The sequence below is a fragment of the Streptomyces sp. MS06 genome (assembly GCF_047200655.1).
Taxonomy (GTDB): Bacteria; Actinomycetota; Actinomycetes; order Streptomycetales; family Streptomycetaceae; genus Streptomyces.
Genome location: NZ_JBJZOJ010000021.1, coordinates 75,959 through 95,509 on the forward strand (window position 1 = coordinate 75,959; position 19,551 = coordinate 95,509).

Here is a 19,551-nt window from a genome sequence, read left to right on the forward strand (position 1 = left end):
GGATTGGGCGGGTCGGGAGGCGCGGCCGGGTCAGGGGACGGCGGGGCCGCCCAGGTAGTGGCCGCTGCGGTCGTACGGCCAGGCGTTGGCGACGCAGCCGTGCAGGCCCTTGATCTGCTGCATCATCGCCGGGGCCGGCTTGCCCGGCCCGGGGCAGGTCTCGTGCCCGTGCCCGATGCGGTGGCCCACCTCGTGATTGATGATCAGGGCGCGGTACTCGGTGACCGGCCCGTCGAACTCGGGGGAACCGAGCATCCACCGCTTGAGGTTGACCACCACGTTCTTCCCCACGCTGCAGTTCAGGTCGCCGTGGGTGTTGAGGCCGCCGGTCGCGCAGATGGCGTCCGCCGTCCCGGGCGTGGCGATCTTCACCACGAAGTCGTACGAGCCGGAGCTGACGAGCCGGAAGGAGTCGACGCCGTTGCGGGTCCAGCCCCGCTGGTCGGCGAGGATGGCCGATATCTCGCCCGCGGCCCCCCGGGCCGAGACGTCGAGACCGTCCTCCACCATCACCTTGTAGCGCCGTACGCGGCTGCCGGTGCCGACCGTCGAACCGTCGGCCTGGGCGGTGGTGAAGGTCCCGGGGCCGGTGGCCGGGACGGAGGGACCGCTGCTCCTCGACGCGGACGGGGTCGGCACGGCGCTGGACGCGGAGGGCGAGGGGGACGGGGACGCGGACGCGGACGGCGACGCCGTCGGAGAGGTGTCGGGTTCGGCGGAGGGGGACCGGGTCGGGCCGGACGGCGTGACGGTGGCCTCTTCCAGGGTGTCCCCGGTGTCCGCGGCGGGCCGGGCGGCCGCCGGCACCGAACTCCGGTCCTCCCAGTAGGCGACGGCGACACCGGACGTGACCATCACGACCGCGAAGGCGACACCGGCGAGACCGAAGCGCGCCACTCGGGACCGCCCCTGAGGCGCGGACACCGTCCGGCGCCCGGGACCGCGCTTGGTCTTGGCACGCTTACCCACGACTGAAATCCCCCCGTTGCGCCGAACGAAGACCTGGTCAGGTCTTCCGAAGGACGCTGTCTTCGAACAAACTCTTGATCCATTAAAACGCTTAACAGGATATCCGACTCCAGGTCAACTGAATGAGCGAAAGCATCCTTTCCTCGCAAAAAGGACGAACTGCGGGCGGGTGACACCCCCTGCCCTCCTCGCACCGGCAGGCGGTGACAGGCGAAGACGGCCGCCGCGACCGCCGGCGGACACACCCCCGGCGACCGGGAGCGGAACCCCCCTCCCGTCACGGCCGATCCCGATTCGCCGCCCATGTTTCACCTCGCCGCCACCGCCCGTGCAGCGCGGGTACCGGGACCCCCGCGCCACGGGCCACGGAGCGCCGGGCGGCACTCCGGGCGCGACGCCCCACCCGGAGCCTCCCGGGCCGTACCCCACCGGGGCGGAACCACATCCCTGCGGGCCGACCCCGGCAGGGGTGCGTCCGGAGCCGCACGGGCAAGATCCACCCGGTCCGCAACGGTGGGGCCCGAACGGTCGGTCCCGCGCCGCGGACGGGCGCCCCCTCCTCACCGGCGCCGCGCCAACCCGTCTGCCGGCAGATCCTGGTGACGTTTCATCACATCATCGGCAGGGCTGATTCACCCGAATTGCGCCAACGGTCGCAGCGGGGTTGCCGGTTGTTGTATAACGACGCCTGTTTCGCGGGGCCCGTGCGACCGGTGCGGTGTGATGCGCACCGGCCCCGGCCCGGTCCTGGTCTCACCCGATGAAGGGTTCCTTCGTGCTCCCCGACAACTCCGCCCTGTCCGTTCGCACCCGCCGGCTGCTCGTCGCAACGGCCGCCGGCGGGGCGCTGCTTCTCACCTCCGGATGCGGGAGCGCAGGAGACGACTCCGCGGCCGGGGAGGTGGTGGCGGACGACGCGGGCGGCTCCTCCGCGACGGCGAGCGCCTCGCCGAGCGCCTCCGCAAGCGCCTCCGCTTCCGCTTCGGCATCGGCCTCGGCGTCCGCCTCCCCGCCGTCCGGGGCGAGCGCCGACGCCTCGCCGAGTCCCGGGGCCGGCGCCTCGGCCGGTACCGGCTCCGGCTCCTCGGGCGGCGGCAGCGGTTCGGGGACCGGTTCGGGTTCCGGGTCCGGGTCCGGGTCCGGTTCCGGTTCCGGGTCGCAGGACTCCGGGAGCACCCCGGCACAGGGCTCGGGGAGCGACAGCGCCCCCGACTTCCCGGTGCCCGTCCTGGTCGGCGACGCCACCCAGCTGATCACCGTCAAGTCCAGCGGCTCCTACGCCACGGTCACCGCCTGGGCCAAGGGTTCCGCCGGCTGGAAAGCGCAGTTCAGCACGAGCGCCGGCCGGGTCGGGTCCCACGGTGTCGTCGACGGGTCCACCCGGCAGCAGGGCACCTGGACGACGCCTTCGGGGACGTACACCGTCACCGAGGGCTTCGGAGTGGAGTCGAACGGTACGAGCATGCCGTACCACGTGGTCACCTCCGACGACTGGTGGGTGGAGGACCCGGAGTCGAAGTTCTACAACTCCATGCACGGTGAGTCGGGGGCCGACTTCCCCCTCACCGAGGCCGGCGACCGGGGCAGCGAGCACCTGGTCGACTACCCCACCCAGTACGCCGAGGCACTGGTGATCAACTTCAACCGGTGGCCCGCCGTGCCGGGCCGGGGCGCCGGCATCTTCCTGCACGTCAACGGGTCCGGGGCGACCGCCGGCTGCGTGTCGGTGCCGCGCTCCACCATGGACCGGATCATGTCCTGGATCAAGCCGGGCGCTCACCCCCGCATCGCCATCGGCTGAGGCGGTGCCGCCGGGGCGGGCGCGGTCCGGCGGACCGTGCGGGATGCCGCTGCGGGCCCTGGGGCAGGCCGGTCGCGGGGCGGTCGGCGGCCCCCGGCCGGGTGCGCCCCGGCCGGCGGCCCGGCGGGGCCGTCCCGCTGCACGCCCCGGAGCGGACACGCACCGTCCGCCGCGGTCACCCCGGTGGTAGAGGGCGTGACGGTGGGCACACGCGTCTCCCGAAAGGCCGGGGCGTAACTACGCTGAGCACATGGTCAATCTGACGCGTATCTACACCCGGACCGGCGACCAGGGCACCACCGCTCTCGGCGACATGAGCCGGGTGCCCAAAACCGACCTGCGGATCGCCGCCTACGCCGACGCCAACGAGGCCAACGCGGTGATCGGCACGGCCCTCGCGCTCGGCGGCCTGGACGAGGACGTCGTCAAGGTCCTCACCCGCGTGCAGAACGACCTGTTCGACGTGGGTGCGGACCTGTCGACGCCGGTGGTGGAGGAACCCGAGTTCCCGCCGCTGCGCGTGGAGCAGTTCTACGTCGACCGGCTGGAGGCGGACTGCGACCGCTTCAACGAGCAGTTGGAGAAGCTGCGGTCGTTCATCCTGCCGGGCGGCACCCCGGGTGCCGCGCTGCTGCACCAGGCCTGCACGGTGGTGCGGCGGGCCGAGCGGTCCACCTGGGCCGCCCTCGAGGCGCACGGAACCTCCATGAACATGCTCACCGCCACCTACCTCAATCGCCTCTCCGACCTGCTGTTCATCCTGGCCCGCATCGCGAACAAGCAGGTCGGGGACGTGCTGTGGGTGCCGGGCGGGGAGCGTTGACATGCTCCTCGCCCTGAAGGGCGAGGATTCCGGCCGTCCCGACCGGACACCGTGCCGCCACGCGGCACGGTGTCCGGTCTGAAGTCCGCGGCTACCTGTTTCTTCGCGCTGCGCCGGAACGGGTTCCGGTCCTACCGGCGCTCCGCAGGCCGTTGCCGCCGGTCCGGCGGCCGTCTTGATGTTGATCGCGACCCCGAAGGACTTCCGAGGCCGACCAACTTGGGTACGTCGTGGATCCGAGGCCGGTCCGGGTGCCGGGTGCGGTCCGCGGGGACGGCCGCCGCCGCCCGCCCTGATCGGCCGAGGGCGCGGCGAAGACGCACGTCAGCCGTGCGCAGGGGGGCGGGAAGGGGGCGCCGTGGCGCACAAGCGGGGCCGATCGTGGAGGAGTTGGGGAGCAGGCGCCCGAACCGGGACAGTGGTCCAGACCTATTGACCTATGGTCCAGACCTTTCTATTCTCGCGGCACTGTGGGCGTGGAGGCTCAGTCATGCCCACAACAACTCCAGATTCCCCACACCCGAGGAGGCGCACCATGCGCTTCAGGCACAGAGCGGCGGCCGGGTTCGCGACCCTGCTGCTCCCGCTGGCCGGCCTCGTCGGCCTGGCGAGTTCCGCCCAGGCCGCGACGAACGCCACCGCCGGCTACACCAAGACCCAGGACTGGGGCACCGGCTTCGAAGGCAAGTGGACGGTCAAGAACACCGGCACCACGTCCCTCAGCTCCTGGACGATCGAGTGGGACTTCCCGTCCGGCACCGCCGTCACCTCCGCCTGGGACGCCGACGTCACGTCCTCCGGCAACCACTGGACGGCCAAGAACAAGTCCTACAACGGCACCCTCGCCCCCGGCGCGTCCGTCTCCTTCGGCTTCAACGGCACCGGCTCCGGCTCCCCGTCCCACTGCACGCTCAACGGCGGCGGCTGCGACGGCGGCACCACCACCCCCGGTGACGAGGCCCCGTCCGCGCCGGGCACCCCGACCGCCTCCGGCATCACCGACACCTCGGTGACGCTGAGCTGGAGCGCGGCCACCGACGACAACGGCGTCAAGAACTACGACGTGCTGCGCGACGGCGCCAAGGTCGCCACCGTGACGGCCACCTCGTACACGGACAGCGGCCTGACCGCCGGCACCGACTACTCCTACACCGTGCAGGCCCGCGACACCGCCGACCAGACCGGTCCGGCCAGCGGCGCGGTCGCGGTGCACACCACCGGCGGCGGGACCACCCCTCCCCCGCCGCCCACCGGTGACAAGGTCCGGCTCGGCTACTTCACCGAGTGGGGCATCTACGGCCGCAACTACAACGTCAAGAACCTGGTGACGTCCGGCTCGGCCGCGAAGATCACGCACATCAACTACGCCTTCGGCAACGTCACCAACGGCAAGTGCGCCATCGGCGACTCCTACGCCGACTACGACAAGGCCTTCACCGCCGACAACTCCGTCAGCGGCGTCGCCGACACCTGGGACCAGCCGCTGCGCGGCAACTTCAACCAGCTGCGCGAGCTCAAGGCCATGTACCCGAACCTGAAGGTGCTGTGGTCGTTCGGCGGCTGGACCTGGTCCGGCGGCTTCGGCCAGGCCGCGCAGAACCCGGCCGCGTTCGCCCAGTCCTGCTACGACCTCGTCGAGGACCCGCGCTGGGCCGATGTCTTCGACGGCATCGACATCGACTGGGAGTACCCGAACGCCTGCGGGCTGAGCTGCGACACCAGCGGTGCGGCCGCCTTCAGGAACGTGATGTCCGCGCTGCGCGCCAAGTTCGGCTCGGACAACCTGGTCACCGCCGCGGTCACCGCCGACGGCACGGCCGGCGGCAAGATCGAGGCCGCCGACTACGCGGGCGCCGCGCAGTACGTCAACTGGTACAACGTGATGACGTACGACTTCTTCGGCGCCTGGGACAAGACCGGCCCGACCGCCCCGCACTCCCCGCTCACCTCGTACGCGGGCATCCCGAAGGCCGGGTGGACGACGGCCGACGCGATCGCCAAGTACAAGGCGATCGGCGTGCCGGCGAAGAAGCTGCTCCTGGGCATCGGCTTCTACGGCCGCGGCTGGACCGGGGTCACCCAGGACGCCCCCGGAGGCACCGCCACCGGCCCGGCGACCGGCACCTACGAGCAGGGCATCGAGGACTACAAGGTCCTCAAGACGTCCTGCCCGGTCACCGGCACCGTCGCGGGCACCGCGTACGCGCACTGCGGCAGCAACTGGTGGTCCTACGACACGCCGAGCACCATCGCCGGCAAGATGAGCTGGGCCAAGAGCCAGGGCCTGGGCGGCGCGTTCTTCTGGGAGTTCAGCGGTGACACCAGCAACGGCGAGCTGGTGAGTGCCATCGACAGTGGTCTGAGCTGACCCCGCTGCGGCACCGCACTGCGCGGGCAGGCCTGAGGGTCTGCCCGCGCAGTCGTGTCCGGAGCGGCCCGCGCCCCCGGCGTACGCCAGTGGGGGCCGTTCGGTCCGTCGGGGCGGTCCACCCGGCCGTGGGAAGCGGCCCCCGGACCCGGAAGACTGACCCCTCTCAACAGGAACGGAACGTCTCACTCGGGGGGAAGCAATGAAGCGCAGGTCCACCGCGACCGACAGGAGGGGCACCTCCGGCAGGGGCCGCAAGGCACGCAGGTTGCGCAGTTCCACACTGGCGTCCGCAGCCGCGTTCACCGGCACCACCACGGCCGCGCTGCTGGCGAGCCTCGCTCCGCTGAGCGTCACGGTCACCCTGGACTCGCCCCAGCGCAGCGTCGTGGTGCAGCAGGACTACTCCTACGACGCGGCCGGGCACCCGGTGTGCCCGGTCTCGCACACGGTCAGGCCACGTTGACGCGCTGGCCGGGCGGGGCCGCCTCCAGCCAGGCGAGGAAACCGGTCAGCGCGTCCTCGCTCATCGCGAGTTCCAGCCGCGTGCCCCGGTGCAGGCAGGTCAGGATGACGGCGTCGGAGAGCAGCGCCAGCTCCTCCTCGCCGTCGGGCTCGCGGCGGCCGGACACCTCGATCGAGGCGCGCTCCAGGACGCGGCGCGGGCGGGGGGCGTACGAGAACACCCGGTACCACTCCACGCGGTCCGCGTTGTAGCGGGCGACGCCGTAGCTCCAGCCCTTGCCGCCGGAGTCCGGCTTGTCCGCGACGTCCCAGCGCAGACTGCAGTCGAAGGTGCCGCCGGAACGCTGGATCAGCCTGCGGCGCAGACCGAAGACGAACAAGCCGAGCACCACGAGGGCGACGACGATTCCGCACACGGTCAGGGCGAGGACCATCGACTACCGACCTCCTCGTCTCCTAGTCGGCGGATCAGTGGCTGATCCGCTTCCACCGCAGGTAACGGAACGGAAAAAACTTCCAGATCTGCCTCAGCCGCGGCCGGCTCCGGATCGCTCCGGTGCCGGCCGCGGCTGAGAGTCGTCATCGCGTGCGCCGCGCTGTGGTCAGCGCGCCGCCGCCGCGCGCAGTCGTACGTCCGCACGGCGCTCCGCGGACGCGTCCGCGCCCGACTGGGCACGTTCCAGCGCCCGCTCCGCACGCTGGACGTCGATCTCGTCCGACAGCTCGGCGATCTCGGCCAGCAGCGACAGCTTGTTGTCGGCGAACGAGATGAAACCGCCGTGCACCGCGGCCACGACCGTCCCGCCGTCACTCGTCCGGATGGTCACCGGGCCCGACTCCAGCACACCGAGCAGCGGCTGGTGACCGGGCATGACGCCGATGTCGCCGGAGGTGGTGCGGCAGACGACCAGGGTGGCCTCACCGGACCAGACCCGGCGGTCGGCGGCGACCATCTCGACGTGCAGCTCAGCAGCCAAGGGTGGCTCCTCGGGTCACCACCCGGCGGGAGTGCCGGGTGTGGGGTACAAGTCTAGTGGGCGTGGCTGAGGGGGCGGGACGCGCCCGCCCCCTCAGTCGAGCGCGAGGCTCAGGAGACGCCCAGCTCCTTGGCGTTGGCCTTGAGGTCCTCCAGGCCACCGCACATGAAGAACGCCTGCTCCGGGAAGTGGTCGTACTCGCCGTCGCAGATCGCGTTGAAGGCGGTGATCGACTCCTCCAGCGGCACGTCCGAACCGTCGACGCCGGTGAACTGCTTGGCGACGTGGGTGTTCTGGGACAGGAAGCGCTCCACGCGACGGGCACGGTGGACGACGAGCTTGTCCTCCTCGCCGAGCTCGTCGATACCGAGGATCGCGATGATGTCCTGCAGGTCCTTGTACTTCTGCAGGATGTTCTTCACGCGCATCGCCGCGTTGTAGTGGTCCGCCGCGATGTACCGCGGGTCCAGGATCCGGGACGTGGAGTCCAGCGGGTCCACGGCCGGGTAGATGCCCTTCTCCGAGATCGGACGGGAGAGCACCGTCGTCGCGTCGAGGTGGGCGAAGGTGGTCGCCGGGGCCGGGTCGGTCAGGTCGTCCGCGGGGACGTAGATCGCCTGCATCGAGGTGATCGAGTGACCGCGGGTGGAGGTGATGCGCTCCTGGAGGAGGCCCATCTCGTCGGCCAGGTTCGGCTGGTAGCCCACCGCGGACGGCATGCGGCCGAGCAGCGTGGAGACCTCGGAACCGGCCTGCGTGAAGCGGAAGATGTTGTCGATGAAGAACAGCACGTCCTGCTTCTGGACGTCGCGGAAGTACTCCGCCATCGTGAGGCCCGCGAGGGCCACGCGCAGACGGGTGCCCGGGGGCTCGTCCATCTGGCCGAAGACCAGGGCGGTCTTGTCGATGACGCCCGAGTCGCTCATCTCGTCGATGAGGTCGTTGCCCTCACGGGTGCGCTCACCGACGCCCGCGAACACCGACACACCGTCGTGGTTGTTGGCGACGCGGTAGATCATCTCCTGGATGAGCACCGTCTTGCCGACGCCGGCACCGCCGAACAGGCCGATCTTGCCGCCCTTGACGTACGGGGTCAGCAGGTCGATGACCTTGATGCCGGTCTCGAACATCTCGGTCTTGGACTCGAGCTGGTCGAAGTTGGGCGCCTTGCGGTGGATCGGCCAGCGCTCGCCCTCGTACTCGGCGTCGACGTTCAGCACCTCACCGATGGTGTTGAACACCTTGCCCTTGGTGAAGTCGCCGACCGGTACGGAGATCGCCGAACCGGTGTCGGACACCGAGGCCTGGCGGACCAGGCCGTCGGTGGGCTGCATCGAGATCGCGCGGACCAGGCCGTCACCCAGGTGCTGGGCGACCTCCAGGGTCAGCGTCTTCTTCTCGCCGGCCTTCGCCGGGTCGTTGACCTCGACGTGCAGGGCGTTGTAGATCTCCGGGATCGCGTCGACGGGGAACTCCACGTCGACGACCGGGCCGATGACCCGGGCGACGCGGCCCGTAGCCGCCGCGGTCTCAACAGTGGTGGTCATTTATCGGTCACTCCCCGCGGTCGCGTCGGCCAGAGCGCTCGCGCCACCGACGATCTCGCTGATTTCCTGGGTGATGTCCGCCTGGCGGGCCTGGTTGGCCAGCCGGGTGAGCGTCTCGATGAGCTCACCGGCGTTGTCGGTGGCCGACTTCATCGCACGCCGGGTGGCGGCGTGCTTCGAAGCGGCCGACTGGAGCAGCGCGTTGTAGATACGGCTCTCCACGTACCGGGGCAGCAGGGCGTCCAGGACGTCCTCCGCCGACGGCTCGAAGTCGTACAGGGGGAGGACCTCTCCCTTGGGAGCCGCCTCCTCCTTCACCTCGTCGAGGCTGAGCGGCAGCAGGCGCGCATCCAGCGCCGTCTGCGTCATCATCGACACGAACTCGGTGTAGACGATGTGGAGCTCGTCCACGCCGCCCTCCGCCGTCTCCTTCTCGATGGCCTCGATCAGCGGAGCCGCGACGTTCTTGGCGTCCGCGTACGAGGGCTCGTCGGTGAAGCCCGTCCACGACTTCGCGATCGCACGCTCACGGAAGTGGTAGTGCGCCACCCCGCGACGGCCGACGATGTACGTGTCGACCTGCTTGCCCTCGCGTTCCAGCCGCTCGGTCAGCTGCTCCGCCGCCTTGATCGCGTTGGAGTTGAAGGCGCCGGCCAGACCGCGGTCGCTGGTCAGCAGCAGTACCGCGGACCGGGTGACCGTGTCGGCCTGGGTGGTGAGCGGGTGCCTGGTGTTGGATCCCGTCCCGACCGCCGTGACCGCGCGGGTCAGTTCCTGCGCGTACGGCGTGGACGCCGCCACCTTGCGCTGCGCCTTGACGACGCGCGAGGCGGCGATCATCTCCATCGCCTTGGTGATCTTCTTGGTCGCGCTGACGGATCGGATGCGACGCTTGTAGACCCGGAGCTGGGCTCCCATGAGTCAGGTCCCTTCCTTACGTCACTTGGCGGCGGCGGGGGTGTCCTCGCCGAGCAGCTTGCCGTCGCCCGTCTCGAACTGCTTCTTGAAGTCCGCGATGGCGTCGGCGACCGCCTGGAGGGTGTCGTCGGACATCTTGCCGCCCTCCTTGATGGAGGTCATCAGGCCCTGCTCCTTGCGGTGCAGGTACTCCAGCAGCTCCTGCTCGAAGCGGCGGATGTCGGCGACCGGCACGTCGTCCATCTTGCCGGTGGTGCCGGCCCACACGGAGACGACCTGGTCCTCGGTGGCCATCGGCTGGTACTGGTCCTGCTTCAGCAGTTCGACCATGCGCTGACCGCGCTCCAGCTGGGACTTGGAGGCGGCGTCCAGGTCGGAACCGAAGGCGGCGAACGCCTCCAGCTCGCGGAACTGGGCGAGGTCGACGCGGAGGCGGCCGGAGACCTGCTTCATCGCCTTGTGCTGGGCGGAACCGCCGACTCGGGAGACGGAGATACCGACGTTCAGCGCGGGGCGCTGACCGGCGTTGAACAGGTCCGACTCCAGGAAGCACTGGCCGTCGGTGATGGAGATGACGTTGGTCGGGATGAACGCCGAGACGTCGTTGGCCTTGGTCTCGACGATCGGCAGACCGGTCATCGAGCCGGCGCCCATGCCGTCGGAGAGCTTCGCGCAGCGCTCCAGCAGGCGGGAGTGCAGGTAGAAGACGTCACCCGGGTAGGCCTCGCGGCCCGGCGGGCGGCGCAGCAGCAGCGACACGGCGCGGTAGGCGTCGGCCTGCTTCGACAGGTCGTCGAAGATGATCAGGACGTGCTTGCCCTCGTACATCCAGTGCTGGCCGATGGCCGAACCGGTGTAGGGGGCGAGGTACTTGAAGCCCGCCGGGTCGGACGCCGGGGCGGCGACGATGGTGGTGTACTCCAGGGCGCCGTTCTCCTCCAGCGCGCGGCGCACGCCGGCGATGGTGGAGCCCTTCTGGCCGACCGCGACGTAGATGCAGCGGACCTGCTTGTTCGGGTCGCCGGTGCGCCAGTTGTCGCGCTGGTTGATGATCGTGTCGACGGCCAGGGCGGTCTTGCCGGTCTGGCGGTCGCCGATGATCAGCTGGCGCTGGCCGCGGCCGATCGGCGTCATGGCGTCTACGGCCTTGTAGCCGGTCTCCATCGGCTCGTGCACCGACTTGCGCTGCATGACCGTGGGGGCCTGCAGCTCGAGGGCGCGGCGGCCGTCGGTGTCGATCTCGCCGAGGCCGTCGATCGGGTTGCCGAGGGGGTCGACCACGCGGCCGAGGTAGCCCTCGCCCACGGCGACCGACAGGACCTCGCCGGTGCGGGTGACCGGCTGGCCCTCCTCGATGCCGCTGAACTCGCCGAGGACGATGGCACCGATCTCGCGCTCCTCGAGGTTGAGGGCGAGGCCGAGGGTGCCGTCCTCGAACTTCAGCAGCTCGTTGGCCATGGCCGAGGGCAGGCCCTCGACCTTCGCGATGCCGTCGCCGGCCAGGGTGACCGTACCGACCTCCTCGCGCGAGGCCGCGTCCGGCTGGTACGCCTGGACGAAGTTCTCCAGTGCGTCCCGGATCTCCTCCGGCCGGATCGTGAGCTCCGCCATCTGGGTTCCCTGCTCTCCTTGTTGGGCCCGAAGTTTCACTTGGGGGGTAGGGGCACACCCCCCGTCAGGAGGTGAATCCTCTGCACGGCCCAACCAGGGCCGTAAGTACGTTTGCGTGTTCGGTTGGCGCGGCTGCCGTGTCCGGCGTACCGCCGTCAGGCGGCCATCCGGCGCTCGGCGTCCGCGATGCGGTCGGCGAGTGAGCCGTTGATGACCTCGTCACCGACCTGCACCCGGATCCCGCCGAGGACCTCGGGGTCCACGTCGAGGTTGAGGTGCATCCGGCGGCCGTAGAGCTTGGCGAGGGCGGCGCCGAGGCGCTGCTTCTGCGTGTCGCTCAGCGGGACCGCCGAGGTGACGACGGCGACCATGCGGTCCCGCCGTTCGGCGGCGAGCTTGGACAGGGACTCGATTCCCGCTTCAAGGCTACGTCCCCGCGACGCGGTCACAAGACGCGTGACCAGACGCTCGGTGGTCGCCCTGGCCCGGCCGCCGAGGAGGCTGCGCAGCAGCTCGCCCTTGGCCGAGGCGGTGGCCTTGCGGTCGGTCAGCGCGGCCCGCAGCTCCGTGGAGGAGGAGACGATCCGGCCGAACCGGAACAGCTCGTCCTCGACGTCGTCGAGCGCGCCGGACTTCTGCGCGGCGGTGAGGTCGGCGGTGTCGGCCAGCTCCTCCAGCGCGTCCACCAGGTCGCGCGACTGCGACCAGCGGGAGCGCACCATGCCGGCCACCAGGTCCGCGGCCGGACCGCCGACCTGGGAACCGAGCAGGCGCTGGACCAGTTCGGCCTTGGCCTCGCCGGCCTGCGCCGGGTCGGTGAGGACCCGACGCAGCGACACCTCGCGGTCGAGCAGCGCGGTGACGGCGGCCAGGTCGTCGGCGACCCGGGCGGCGTCGACGGCGGTGCTGTCCGTGAGCGCGTCGAGGCGCTCCCGGGCGGCGGCCAGAGCCTCGCGGCTCGCTCCGTGCGCGGTCATCGAGTGGCCTCGGCCGTCGTCGCCTTGTCCTCGAGGTCGTCGAGGAAGCGGTCGATGACGCGGCTCTGCCGGGCGTGGTCCTCCAGGGACTCGCCGACGAGCTTGCCGGCCAGCTCGGTGGCGAGCTTGCCGACGTCCTGACGCAGCACCGAGGAGGCGGCCTTGCGGTCGGCCTCGATCTGGGCGTGACCGGCGGCGACGATCTCCTCGCGCTGCCGCTGGCCCTCGGAGCGCATCTCGGCGATGAGGGTCGCGCCCTGCTCCTGCGCCTCCTGGCGGAGGCGGGCGGCCTCGTGCCGGGCCTCGGCGAGCTGTGCCTTGTACTGCTCAAGGACGCTCTGGGCCTCGGTCTTCATGGCGTCGGCCTCTTCGATACCGCCTTCGATCGCCGCCCGGCGCTCCTCCAGAACCTTGTTGATGTTCGGCAGGAGCTTCTTGCTGAGGAAGAAGAAGACGATGGCGAAGGTGATGAGGCCGATGACCAGCTCGGGGCCGGGCGGGATGAGGGGGTTGTTCTCCTCCTCCGCGGCCAGCTGCACCAGCTGCTGTGTCAGCTGCATGTCATCAGTGCCTTTCCCTTAAGGGGTGTCGTCGGCCGCGGTTTACTTGTAGGTGTAAACGAAGGGCATGACGATACCGATGAGGGCGAGCGCCTCGCAGAAGGCGAAGCCCAGGATCTGGTTGGCGCGGATCAGGCCGGCGGCCTCGGGCTGGCGGGCGAGCGCCTGGGTGCCGTTGCCGAAGATGATGCCGATGCCGATGCCGGGGCCGATGGCGGCGAGGCCGTAGCCGACGGAGGCGATGGAGCCGGTGACGGCGGCAAGGGTCTCAGTGGCAGCCATGCTGAATCTTCCTTCTCTTTCAAGGACCGGTGGGGGTTGGCCACCGGACGTCTGGTGACGGAGCGGTTCGGGAGGGGGCTCAGTGGTGCTCGGCGAGAGCGCCCTGAACGTAGGAGCAGGCCAGCAGGACGAAGACGTACGCCTGGACGGCCTGGACGAAGAGCTCGAACAGGATCATGACGATGGCCATGGCGAACGAGACGGCGCCGGCGGCGATCAGCCAGCTGTTCATCAGGTACCAGCTCGCGACGGTGAACATCAGCAGCAGCAGGTGGCCGGCGAACATGTTGGCGAACAGTCGGACCGCGTGCGTGAACGGGCGGACCAGGACGTTCGAGAAGAACTCGATGACCACGACGAGCGGCAGTACCGCGCCGAGCGACTTGTCGTAGCCGGTGAGGTTCTTCAGTCCGCCGACGAAGCCGTGCTTGCGGAAGGTCAGGATCATCCAGGTCAGGTACACGATCCCGGCCATGGCGGCCGGGTAGGCGATGATCGCCGTGACCGGGAACTGGGCGACCGGGATGACCGACCAGAGGTTCATGATCCAGACGAAGAAGAAGATGGAGACCATGAGCGGGACGTACTTCTCGCCCTGGGCCTTGCCGAGCGTCTCGTAGACGACGCCCCGGCGGACGAAGTCGTACCCGGCCTCGCCGACCATCTGGAGCTTGCCGGGGACCACCTTGGCCTTGCTGAATGCGCTCCAGAAGAAGCCGACCACCACCAGGGAGGTCACCAGAGCGAGCAGCATCGGCTTGTCGATGTCGATGCCGCCGACCGTGAACATCGGCTTGAAGATAAAGGAGTTCAGCCCCGGCGCCGGAAAGCCGCAGCCGTTCTCGGCGAAGACGCGGCAACTCCAGTCGAAGGCGAGCGTGGTCTGGTCAGCACTCACCGCGGGCTCCTTCGGCGTGGCGCATGGAAACGGCAACCTCGTTGTGTCGGCGCGGCGTGCAGCCGCGGGTCGGCACCGGACTGGTGTGACGGATGTGGGGGCGGCTGGAGGGCTTCGCGCCTCGCGATCGAGCGGGCGTCGGCTCAGAAGCCCGCGCCCGCGATGCCGCAGTTGGCACCGGACGATAGCAGGAGATCTTCCACGCCTTTATCCCGGGCCTACCCCTCACGACGACGACCCGCTCCTCTCGGACTTCTCGCTCTTCCCCGATTCCGGTTCCACGTAGAGGATCTTCGCCTTCAGGTGGGCGCGGGCCTGTGCGGCCATCCACACCACGGTCGCGGCGATGAGTGTGAAGGCGAACGCCCGGGCGTTGAAGAGGGAGGTGCCCTTGAAGAGGGCCAGGAAGATCATGAGCAGCAGGAGTTGGGCGACGTAGAGCATCAGCCCCATCGCCTGGAACAGCTGCGGGAGCGTTTTTGCCGTCCACTGCAGGACGTAGAGGCCGATCCCCATGAACAGGAGGGCCAGTACCGCACCGACGGCGGCTCCCAGCGCACCCTTGCCTCCGGCCACCGCACCGCTGACGGCTACGGCGACCACACCGGCGGCGGCCGTGGGTACGGCGCACTGCAGAAGGTTCCGGACGTCGTTGGACGGCATGGCGGCAACTCCGCTTTCACAGGGGGGCAGGGGTGTCGTCATGGACGAGCGTAGCCCCGGGCCGAGTGGTGGAGACCTCGGGCCAAGAGACCCTCGCACTGCGGTCCTTCGGCTCTGTCCCGGGTTCTCGTGAACGGTATCACAAACTATTTGATGCAGTCTTTACCTGTTCGGTGTGCTCACTGTCACACATGAGAGTGACAGCGCGCGTCTGTGCAGAAACAGCGACCTTTTGTCTGGTATTAATGCGCTTTGCTTCCCCACGACTTGGCAATGCTCTAGTCAGATTCTTACCTTGCCGTCAGCGCGGGGTTCCCGCTTTACCCCGGTCCAGGAGCCGCGAACGAGTGCCCAGGGCGGTCGCTCCGTTGACCCGGCGGGCGCCGGCCGGGACCGCGGACCGCGCCCCGTCCTCCGGACCGGACCCGTCCTCCGGAGCGTCCGCCGCGGCGGCCTGCGAACCCTCGCCGGAACCGGCCTCGGAGCCGGCCGCGGCAGCGCCCCCCGGCCTCTCGGCCACGGCCCTGCGCCGCCGGTAGCGCGGCGGCACGAAGTGCTGCGCCCACCGCGGGGCGCGGGGCGTGAAGCGGGGCAGCAGGAGCAGCACCAGCCCCAGTGCACTCAGCACCACCACGCCGAGCACGATCCACATGGACGCCGAGTTCACCGAGTAGGCCAGCGCGCCGAAGGCGATCAGCGCCGACCAGAAGTACATGATCAGCACGGACCGGCTGTGCGAGTGGCCGATCTCCAGCAGCCGGTGGTGCAGGTGCCCGCGGTCCGCGGCGAACGGCGACTGGCCCCGCCAGGTGCGCCGCACGATCGCCAGCACCAGGTCGGCCGCCGGGATGGCGATGATGGTGAGCGGCATCACCAGCGGGATGTAGACCGGCACCATCTGGTGCACGGTGTTGCGCTCCGAACCGGAGAACAGGTTCATCACGTCCGGGTCGACCTGCCCGGTCACCGAGATCGCGCCGGCCGCCAGCACCAGGCCGATCAGCATCGATCCCGAGTCGCCCATGAAGATCCGCGCCGGATGCATGTTGTGCGGCAGGAAGCCCAGGCACATGCCCATCAGCACGGCCGCGAACAGCGTCGCCGGGGCGGCCGCCTCGATGCCGTACGAGTACCAGATCCGATAGGCGTACATGAAGAACGCGGCCGCGGCGATGCACACCATGCCCGCCGCGAGTCCGTCCAGCCCGTCCACGAAGTTGACCGCGTTGATGGTGATGACCACCAGCGCCACCGTGAGCAGCGTGCCCTGCCCCTGGGTCAGGGCGACCGTGCCGACGCCCGGCACCGGAATCCAGAGGATCGTCAGGCCCTGCACCACCATCACACCGGCGGCGATCATCTGACCGCCCAGCTTGATCAGCGCGTCGATCTCGAACTTGTCGTCCAGGACGCCGATCAGCCAGATCAGCGCCGCACCGGAGAGCAGCGCGCGCGGCTCCGCGGACTTGTCGAACACCTCGTTGAGGTTGGTGAGATGGTCGGCGACCAGCAGCCCCGCGCACAGGCCGAAGAACATCGCGATCCCGCCGAGCCGCGGAGTGGGTTCGCGGTGCACGTCCCGCGCCCTGATCTCCGGCATCGCTCCGGCCACGATCGCGAACTTCCGCACCGGCCCGGTCAGCAGGTACGTCACCGCGGCCGTGATGCAGAGCGTCAGCAGGTATTCACGCACGGGCTTCCCCACAGGTCTCGCTGGCCATCTCAGCCCCACACCCTAGCGACTGCCCGCCCGGGGGACGCATACGGTGGAGGACTCACGGGTAGCGACGATGGTTGCACGCGTTGCGCCCGCGGCTTGCGACGTCACGCGCCCGGCGGTGTGCGAGTACCCCCGTCCGGACCGCTCACGGGCCCGCCCGGGGCCGCGTGCCGGGCCCGCTCAGACGGACGGCCGCGCGCCGGGCCCGCTCAGACGGACGGCCGCGCGTCGGACGCCGCGGCGGGCGGATACGGCCCGGCAGCCCCTCGCGCCCCGGCGGGCGGATACGGCGGGAAGGCCTCCGCCGTCTCCCGCGCCAGCTCCCGGGCCCGCCTGACGTCGGTCTCCCCGCGCAGCACCCCCGCCAGCAGCGCCGCGATCCGGCCCATCTCCCGCTCACCCATGCCCTGCGTGGTCACCGCCGCGGTACCCAGCCGCAGCCCGCGCGCGTGGGCGTGCGGCAGCACGCAGCAGTCCAGCACCATCCCGGCCGCGGCCAGCCGGCCGCGCGCGGTGCGCGCGTCCACGCCGAGCGGCCCCGGGTCGGCGGTGATCAGGTGGGTGTCGGTGCCGCCGGTGGTGACGACCAGGCCCTCGGCGGCCAGCGCGGCCGCCAGCACCCGGGCGTTCGCGACCACCCGCCGGGTGTACGCGGCGAACGCCCCGGTGGCCGCCTCGCCGAACGCCACCGCCTTCGCGGCGACGGAGTTCATCTGCGCACCGCCCTGGGTGAACGGGAACACGGCCCGGTCGACCCGCTCGGCGAGATCGGCACCGCACAGCAGCATCCCGCCGCGCGGACCCCGCAGCACCTTGTGCGTGGTGGCGCAGACGATGTCGGCGTACGGCACCGGACTGGGTGCCGCTCCCCCGGCGACCAACCCGATCGGATGGGCCGCGTCCGCGATGAGACGGGCGCCCACCTCGTCGGCGACCTCGCGGAAGAAGCCGTAGTCGATGTGTCGGGGATAGGCGATGGACCCGCACACGATCGCCTTCGGACGGTGGCTGCGCGCCAGGGCGCGCACCTGGTCGTGGTCGAGCAGGCCGGTCTCCGCGTCCACGCCGTAGCCCACGAAGTCGAACCAGCGGCCGGAGAAGTTCGCGGGCGAGCCGTGCGTGAGATGCCCGCCGTAGGGCAGCCCGAGGGCGAGGACGGTGTCGCCGGGACGCAGCAGGGCGGCATAGGCCGCCAGCACCGCCGAGGAGCCGGAGTGCGGCTGCACGTTGGCGTGCTCGGCGCCGAACAACGCCTTCGCCCGGTCGATCGCGGTGCGTTCGGCGAGATCGACGATCTCGCAGCCGCCGTGGTGCCGCGCCCCCGGGTACCCCTCGGCGTACTTGTTGGCCAGCGGCGAGCCGAGCGCGGCCAGCACGGCCCGGGAGGTGAAGTTCTCCGCGGCGATCAGCTGGATCGTCGTCGACTGCCGCCCGAGCTCGCCCAGCAGGATGTCGGCGAGCTCGGGGTCCTGGCGGCGCAGGACGTCCGCGTCGGCGGCGGAGCCGCGGGTGACCGTCATGGGGGGCTCCCGGCGTGGGGGTGCGTACTGCCCAATGTAGGCCCGGGAACCCCGGCCCGCCCGGCCGCCTGAGCCGGTCAGGCCCTGGGCGACACGCCCGTCAGCGCGCTGACGACGGGGTCCAGCGCCTCGTGTATCTCTTCGCCGATGGAGCGGAAGAACGTCAGCGGCGCCCCGTACGGGTCGTAGACCTCGTCCGCCTCCGCGGTCGGCGCCAGCAGCCAGCCGCGGAGCGCGGCGGCGGCGCGGACCAGGGCTCGCGCGCGCAGCACCAGCCCGTCCTCCAGCGGCGGCAGCGTGGCCGGGTCTATCGCCCGGACCAGGCGGGTGAACTCCTTGAGCGTGAAGGTGCGCAGGCCCGCCGAGTGGCCCATGGAGATCACCTGGCCGCGGTGGTCCCGGGTGGCGGTCAGCACCAGGTCGGCCCGGATCACGTGCTCGTCCAGCAGCTCGCGGCCGGTGAAACCGGAGGCGTCCGCTCCGAAGTCGGCCAGCACGGTCTCCGCGTGGGACTCCATCGGTGCACCCTCGTGGCCCCAGGTGCCCGCGCTCTCCACGATCAGTCCGCCGCCCAGCACCCCGAGCCGCTCCGCGACGAAGTGCCGGGTCAGCCGTTCGGTGATGGGCGAGCGGCACACGTTCCCCGTGCTGACGTGCAGGATGCGGAAGGTGTCGCGCGGGAAGCCGAAGGTGGTCGTCTCCTCCGCGCTGCCGGGGCCCGCCGCATGGCTCGTGGGGCCCGCGGGACCCACACCGCGCGGCCGGCCCCCGTCGCCTATGCCGCGCCCCGCGTCAGGGGCCGTCAATTCGCCACCTCGAGGTCGGGTACGACCTTGCGCAGCTCCTCGGCCGACAGGGCGCCGGCACGCAGCAGCATCGGCACCTCGCGGGTGACGTCGACGATGGACGACGGCACGTTCCCCGGGGTGGGCCCGCCGTCGAGGTAGACGGAGACGGAGTCGCCGAGCATCCCCTGGGCGCTGTCGCAGTTCTCCGGCGCCGGGTGGCCGGTGAGGTTGGCGGAGGACACGGCCATCGGGCCGACCTCGGTGAGCAGCTCGATGGCGACCGGGTGCAGCGGCATGCGGACCGCGACCGTGCCGCGGGTCTCGCCCAGGTCCCAGGTCAGGGACGGCTGGTGCCGGGCGACCAGGGTCAGCGCGCCGGGCCAGAACGCGTCGACGAGCTCCCAGGCCAGCTCGGAGAAGTCGGTGACCAGGCCGTGCAGGGTGTTCGGGGAGCCGATGAGCACCGGCGTCGGCATGTTGCGGCCCCGCCCCTTGGCCTCCAGCAGATCGCCGACGGCCTCCTTGGAGAACGCGTCGGCGCCGATCCCGTACACGGTGTCGGTGGGCAGCACCACCAGCTCGCCGCGGCGGACGGCGGACGCTGCCTCGCGCAGACCGGTCACGCGGTCGGTGGCGTCGTTGGTGTCGTATCGCCGAGCCATGG

General features: G+C 70.7%; 18 protein-coding genes and 1 pseudogene. 4 read left to right on the forward strand and 15 right to left on the reverse strand.

The features are described from left to right. Positions 1–30 precede the first annotated feature (30 nt). Positions 31–897 (reverse strand): DUF3152 domain-containing protein, encoded by an 867-nt coding sequence (locus ACL02U_RS14040; RefSeq protein WP_412791123.1) that lies wholly within the window; start codon positions 895–897, stop codon positions 31–33. Between the two features lie 832 nt (positions 898–1,729). Between ACL02U_RS14040 and ACL02U_RS14045 the strand changes: the two genes are divergently transcribed. The 4 genes from ACL02U_RS14045 (at position 1,730) to ACL02U_RS14060 (ending at position 6,427) form a co-directional block, all read left to right on the forward strand. Further along, positions 1,730–2,770 (forward strand): L,D-transpeptidase family protein, encoded by a 1,041-nt coding sequence (locus ACL02U_RS14045; RefSeq protein WP_412791124.1) that lies wholly within the window; start codon positions 1,730–1,732, stop codon positions 2,768–2,770. A gap of 250 nt (positions 2,771–3,020) precedes the next feature. Then, entirely contained in the window at positions 3,021–3,593 is a 573-nt protein-coding gene (locus tag ACL02U_RS14050; protein ID WP_412791125.1) for a cob(I)yrinic acid a,c-diamide adenosyltransferase, read from the forward strand. 535 nt (positions 3,594–4,128) lie between these two features. Continuing rightward, positions 4,129–5,961, forward strand: coding sequence for a glycosyl hydrolase family 18 protein (locus tag ACL02U_RS14055; protein ID WP_412791126.1), 1,833 nt, complete (start codon positions 4,129–4,131; stop codon positions 5,959–5,961). 268 nt (positions 5,962–6,229) lie between these two features. Further along, the gene (locus ACL02U_RS14060) at positions 6,230–6,427 is read left to right on the forward strand and encodes a hypothetical protein (RefSeq protein ID WP_412791127.1); all 198 of its coding nucleotides are present in this window, start codon (positions 6,230–6,232) and stop codon (positions 6,425–6,427) included. On the opposite strand, the gene ACL02U_RS14065 is transcribed toward ACL02U_RS14060, so the two are convergent. From ACL02U_RS14065 to ACL02U_RS14130, 14 genes and pseudogenes are all read right to left on the reverse strand, one after another. Further along, positions 6,414–6,860, reverse strand: a complete 447-nt coding sequence (locus ACL02U_RS14065; RefSeq protein ID WP_412791128.1) for a DUF2550 domain-containing protein — start codon at positions 6,858–6,860, stop codon at positions 6,414–6,416. The two genes, ACL02U_RS14060 and ACL02U_RS14065, sit on opposite strands and share 14 nt — an antisense overlap. Positions 6,861–7,028: 168 nt before the next feature. Next, on the reverse strand, positions 7,029–7,403 hold the full coding sequence (locus ACL02U_RS14070) for a F0F1 ATP synthase subunit epsilon (protein WP_412791129.1): 375 nt from the start codon (positions 7,401–7,403) through the stop codon (positions 7,029–7,031). Positions 7,404–7,513: 110 nt separating this feature from the next. Further along, entirely contained in the window at positions 7,514–8,950 is a 1,437-nt protein-coding gene (atpD, locus tag ACL02U_RS14075) for a F0F1 ATP synthase subunit beta (protein WP_412791130.1), read from the reverse strand. Then, positions 8,951–9,868, reverse strand: a complete 918-nt coding sequence (locus ACL02U_RS14080) for a F0F1 ATP synthase subunit gamma (protein ID WP_412791131.1) — start codon at positions 9,866–9,868, stop codon at positions 8,951–8,953. Positions 9,869–9,889: 21 nt separating this feature from the next. After that, positions 9,890–11,479, reverse strand: a complete 1,590-nt coding sequence (gene atpA / locus ACL02U_RS14085; protein ID WP_412791132.1) for a F0F1 ATP synthase subunit alpha — start codon at positions 11,477–11,479, stop codon at positions 9,890–9,892. Between the two features lie 155 nt (positions 11,480–11,634). Beyond that, on the reverse strand, positions 11,635–12,456 hold the full coding sequence (locus ACL02U_RS14090) for a F0F1 ATP synthase subunit delta (RefSeq protein WP_412791133.1): 822 nt from the start codon (positions 12,454–12,456) through the stop codon (positions 11,635–11,637). Beyond that, positions 12,453–13,016, reverse strand: coding sequence for a F0F1 ATP synthase subunit B (locus ACL02U_RS14095; RefSeq protein ID WP_412791134.1), 564 nt, complete (start codon positions 13,014–13,016; stop codon positions 12,453–12,455). The genes ACL02U_RS14090 and ACL02U_RS14095 overlap by 4 nt, the downstream gene beginning before the upstream one ends. Positions 13,017–13,058: 42 nt before the next feature. Beyond that, entirely contained in the window at positions 13,059–13,298 is a 240-nt protein-coding gene (gene atpE / locus ACL02U_RS14100) for an ATP synthase F0 subunit C (RefSeq protein ID WP_018571456.1), read from the reverse strand. 79 nt (positions 13,299–13,377) lie between these two features. After that, positions 13,378–14,196 (reverse strand): F0F1 ATP synthase subunit A, encoded by an 819-nt coding sequence (atpB, locus tag ACL02U_RS14105; RefSeq protein ID WP_412791135.1) that lies wholly within the window; start codon positions 14,194–14,196, stop codon positions 13,378–13,380. 225 nt (positions 14,197–14,421) lie between these two features. Beyond that, the gene (locus ACL02U_RS14110) at positions 14,422–14,859 is read right to left on the reverse strand and encodes a hypothetical protein (protein WP_412791136.1); all 438 of its coding nucleotides are present in this window, start codon (positions 14,857–14,859) and stop codon (positions 14,422–14,424) included. Positions 14,860–15,160: 301 nt separating this feature from the next. Next, entirely contained in the window at positions 15,161–16,552 is a 1,392-nt protein-coding gene (locus ACL02U_RS14115; protein WP_412791137.1) for an MraY family glycosyltransferase, read from the reverse strand. Positions 16,553–16,860: 308 nt separating this feature from the next. Then, positions 16,861–18,099 (reverse strand): annotated as a pseudogene (gene glyA, locus ACL02U_RS14120) (serine hydroxymethyltransferase); the annotation flags it as partial. Positions 18,100–18,176: 77 nt separating this feature from the next. Next, positions 18,177–18,905: a protein-tyrosine-phosphatase gene (locus tag ACL02U_RS14125; RefSeq protein ID WP_412791138.1), complete on the reverse strand. Its 729-nt coding sequence runs from the start codon at positions 18,903–18,905 to the stop codon at positions 18,177–18,179. After that, positions 18,902–19,549, reverse strand: a complete 648-nt coding sequence (locus tag ACL02U_RS14130) for an L-threonylcarbamoyladenylate synthase (RefSeq protein WP_412791139.1) — start codon at positions 19,547–19,549, stop codon at positions 18,902–18,904. The genes ACL02U_RS14125 and ACL02U_RS14130 overlap by 4 nt, the downstream gene beginning before the upstream one ends. Positions 19,550–19,551: the final 2 nt, after the last annotated feature.

Coding starts and splice junctions, on each gene's coding strand:
- ACL02U_RS14090 (WP_412791133.1), bottom strand. CDS start 12,456: ATGACCGCGCACGGAGCGAGCCGCGAGGCTCTGGCCGCCGCCCGGGAG.
- ACL02U_RS14065 (WP_412791128.1), bottom strand. CDS start 6,860: ATGGTCCTCGCCCTGACCGTGTGCGGAATCGTCGTCGCCCTCGTGGTG.
- ACL02U_RS14130 (WP_412791139.1), bottom strand. CDS start 19,549: ATGGCTCGGCGATACGACACCAACGACGCCACCGACCGCGTGACCGGT.
- ACL02U_RS14110 (WP_412791136.1), bottom strand. CDS start 14,859: ATGCCGTCCAACGACGTCCGGAACCTTCTGCAGTGCGCCGTACCCACG.
- ACL02U_RS14095 (WP_412791134.1), bottom strand. CDS start 13,016: ATGCAGCTGACACAGCAGCTGGTGCAGCTGGCCGCGGAGGAGGAGAAC.
- atpD (WP_412791130.1), bottom strand. CDS start 8,950: ATGACCACCACTGTTGAGACCGCGGCGGCTACGGGCCGCGTCGCCCGG.
- atpA (WP_412791132.1), bottom strand. CDS start 11,479: ATGGCGGAGCTCACGATCCGGCCGGAGGAGATCCGGGACGCACTGGAG.
- atpE (WP_018571456.1), bottom strand. CDS start 13,298: ATGGCTGCCACTGAGACCCTTGCCGCCGTCACCGGCTCCATCGCCTCC.
- ACL02U_RS14080 (WP_412791131.1), bottom strand. CDS start 9,868: ATGGGAGCCCAGCTCCGGGTCTACAAGCGTCGCATCCGATCCGTCAGC.
- ACL02U_RS14045 (WP_412791124.1), top strand. CDS start 1,730: ATGAAGGGTTCCTTCGTGCTCCCCGACAACTCCGCCCTGTCCGTTCGC.
- ACL02U_RS14050 (WP_412791125.1), top strand. CDS start 3,021: ATGGTCAATCTGACGCGTATCTACACCCGGACCGGCGACCAGGGCACC.
- ACL02U_RS14055 (WP_412791126.1), top strand. CDS start 4,129: ATGCGCTTCAGGCACAGAGCGGCGGCCGGGTTCGCGACCCTGCTGCTC.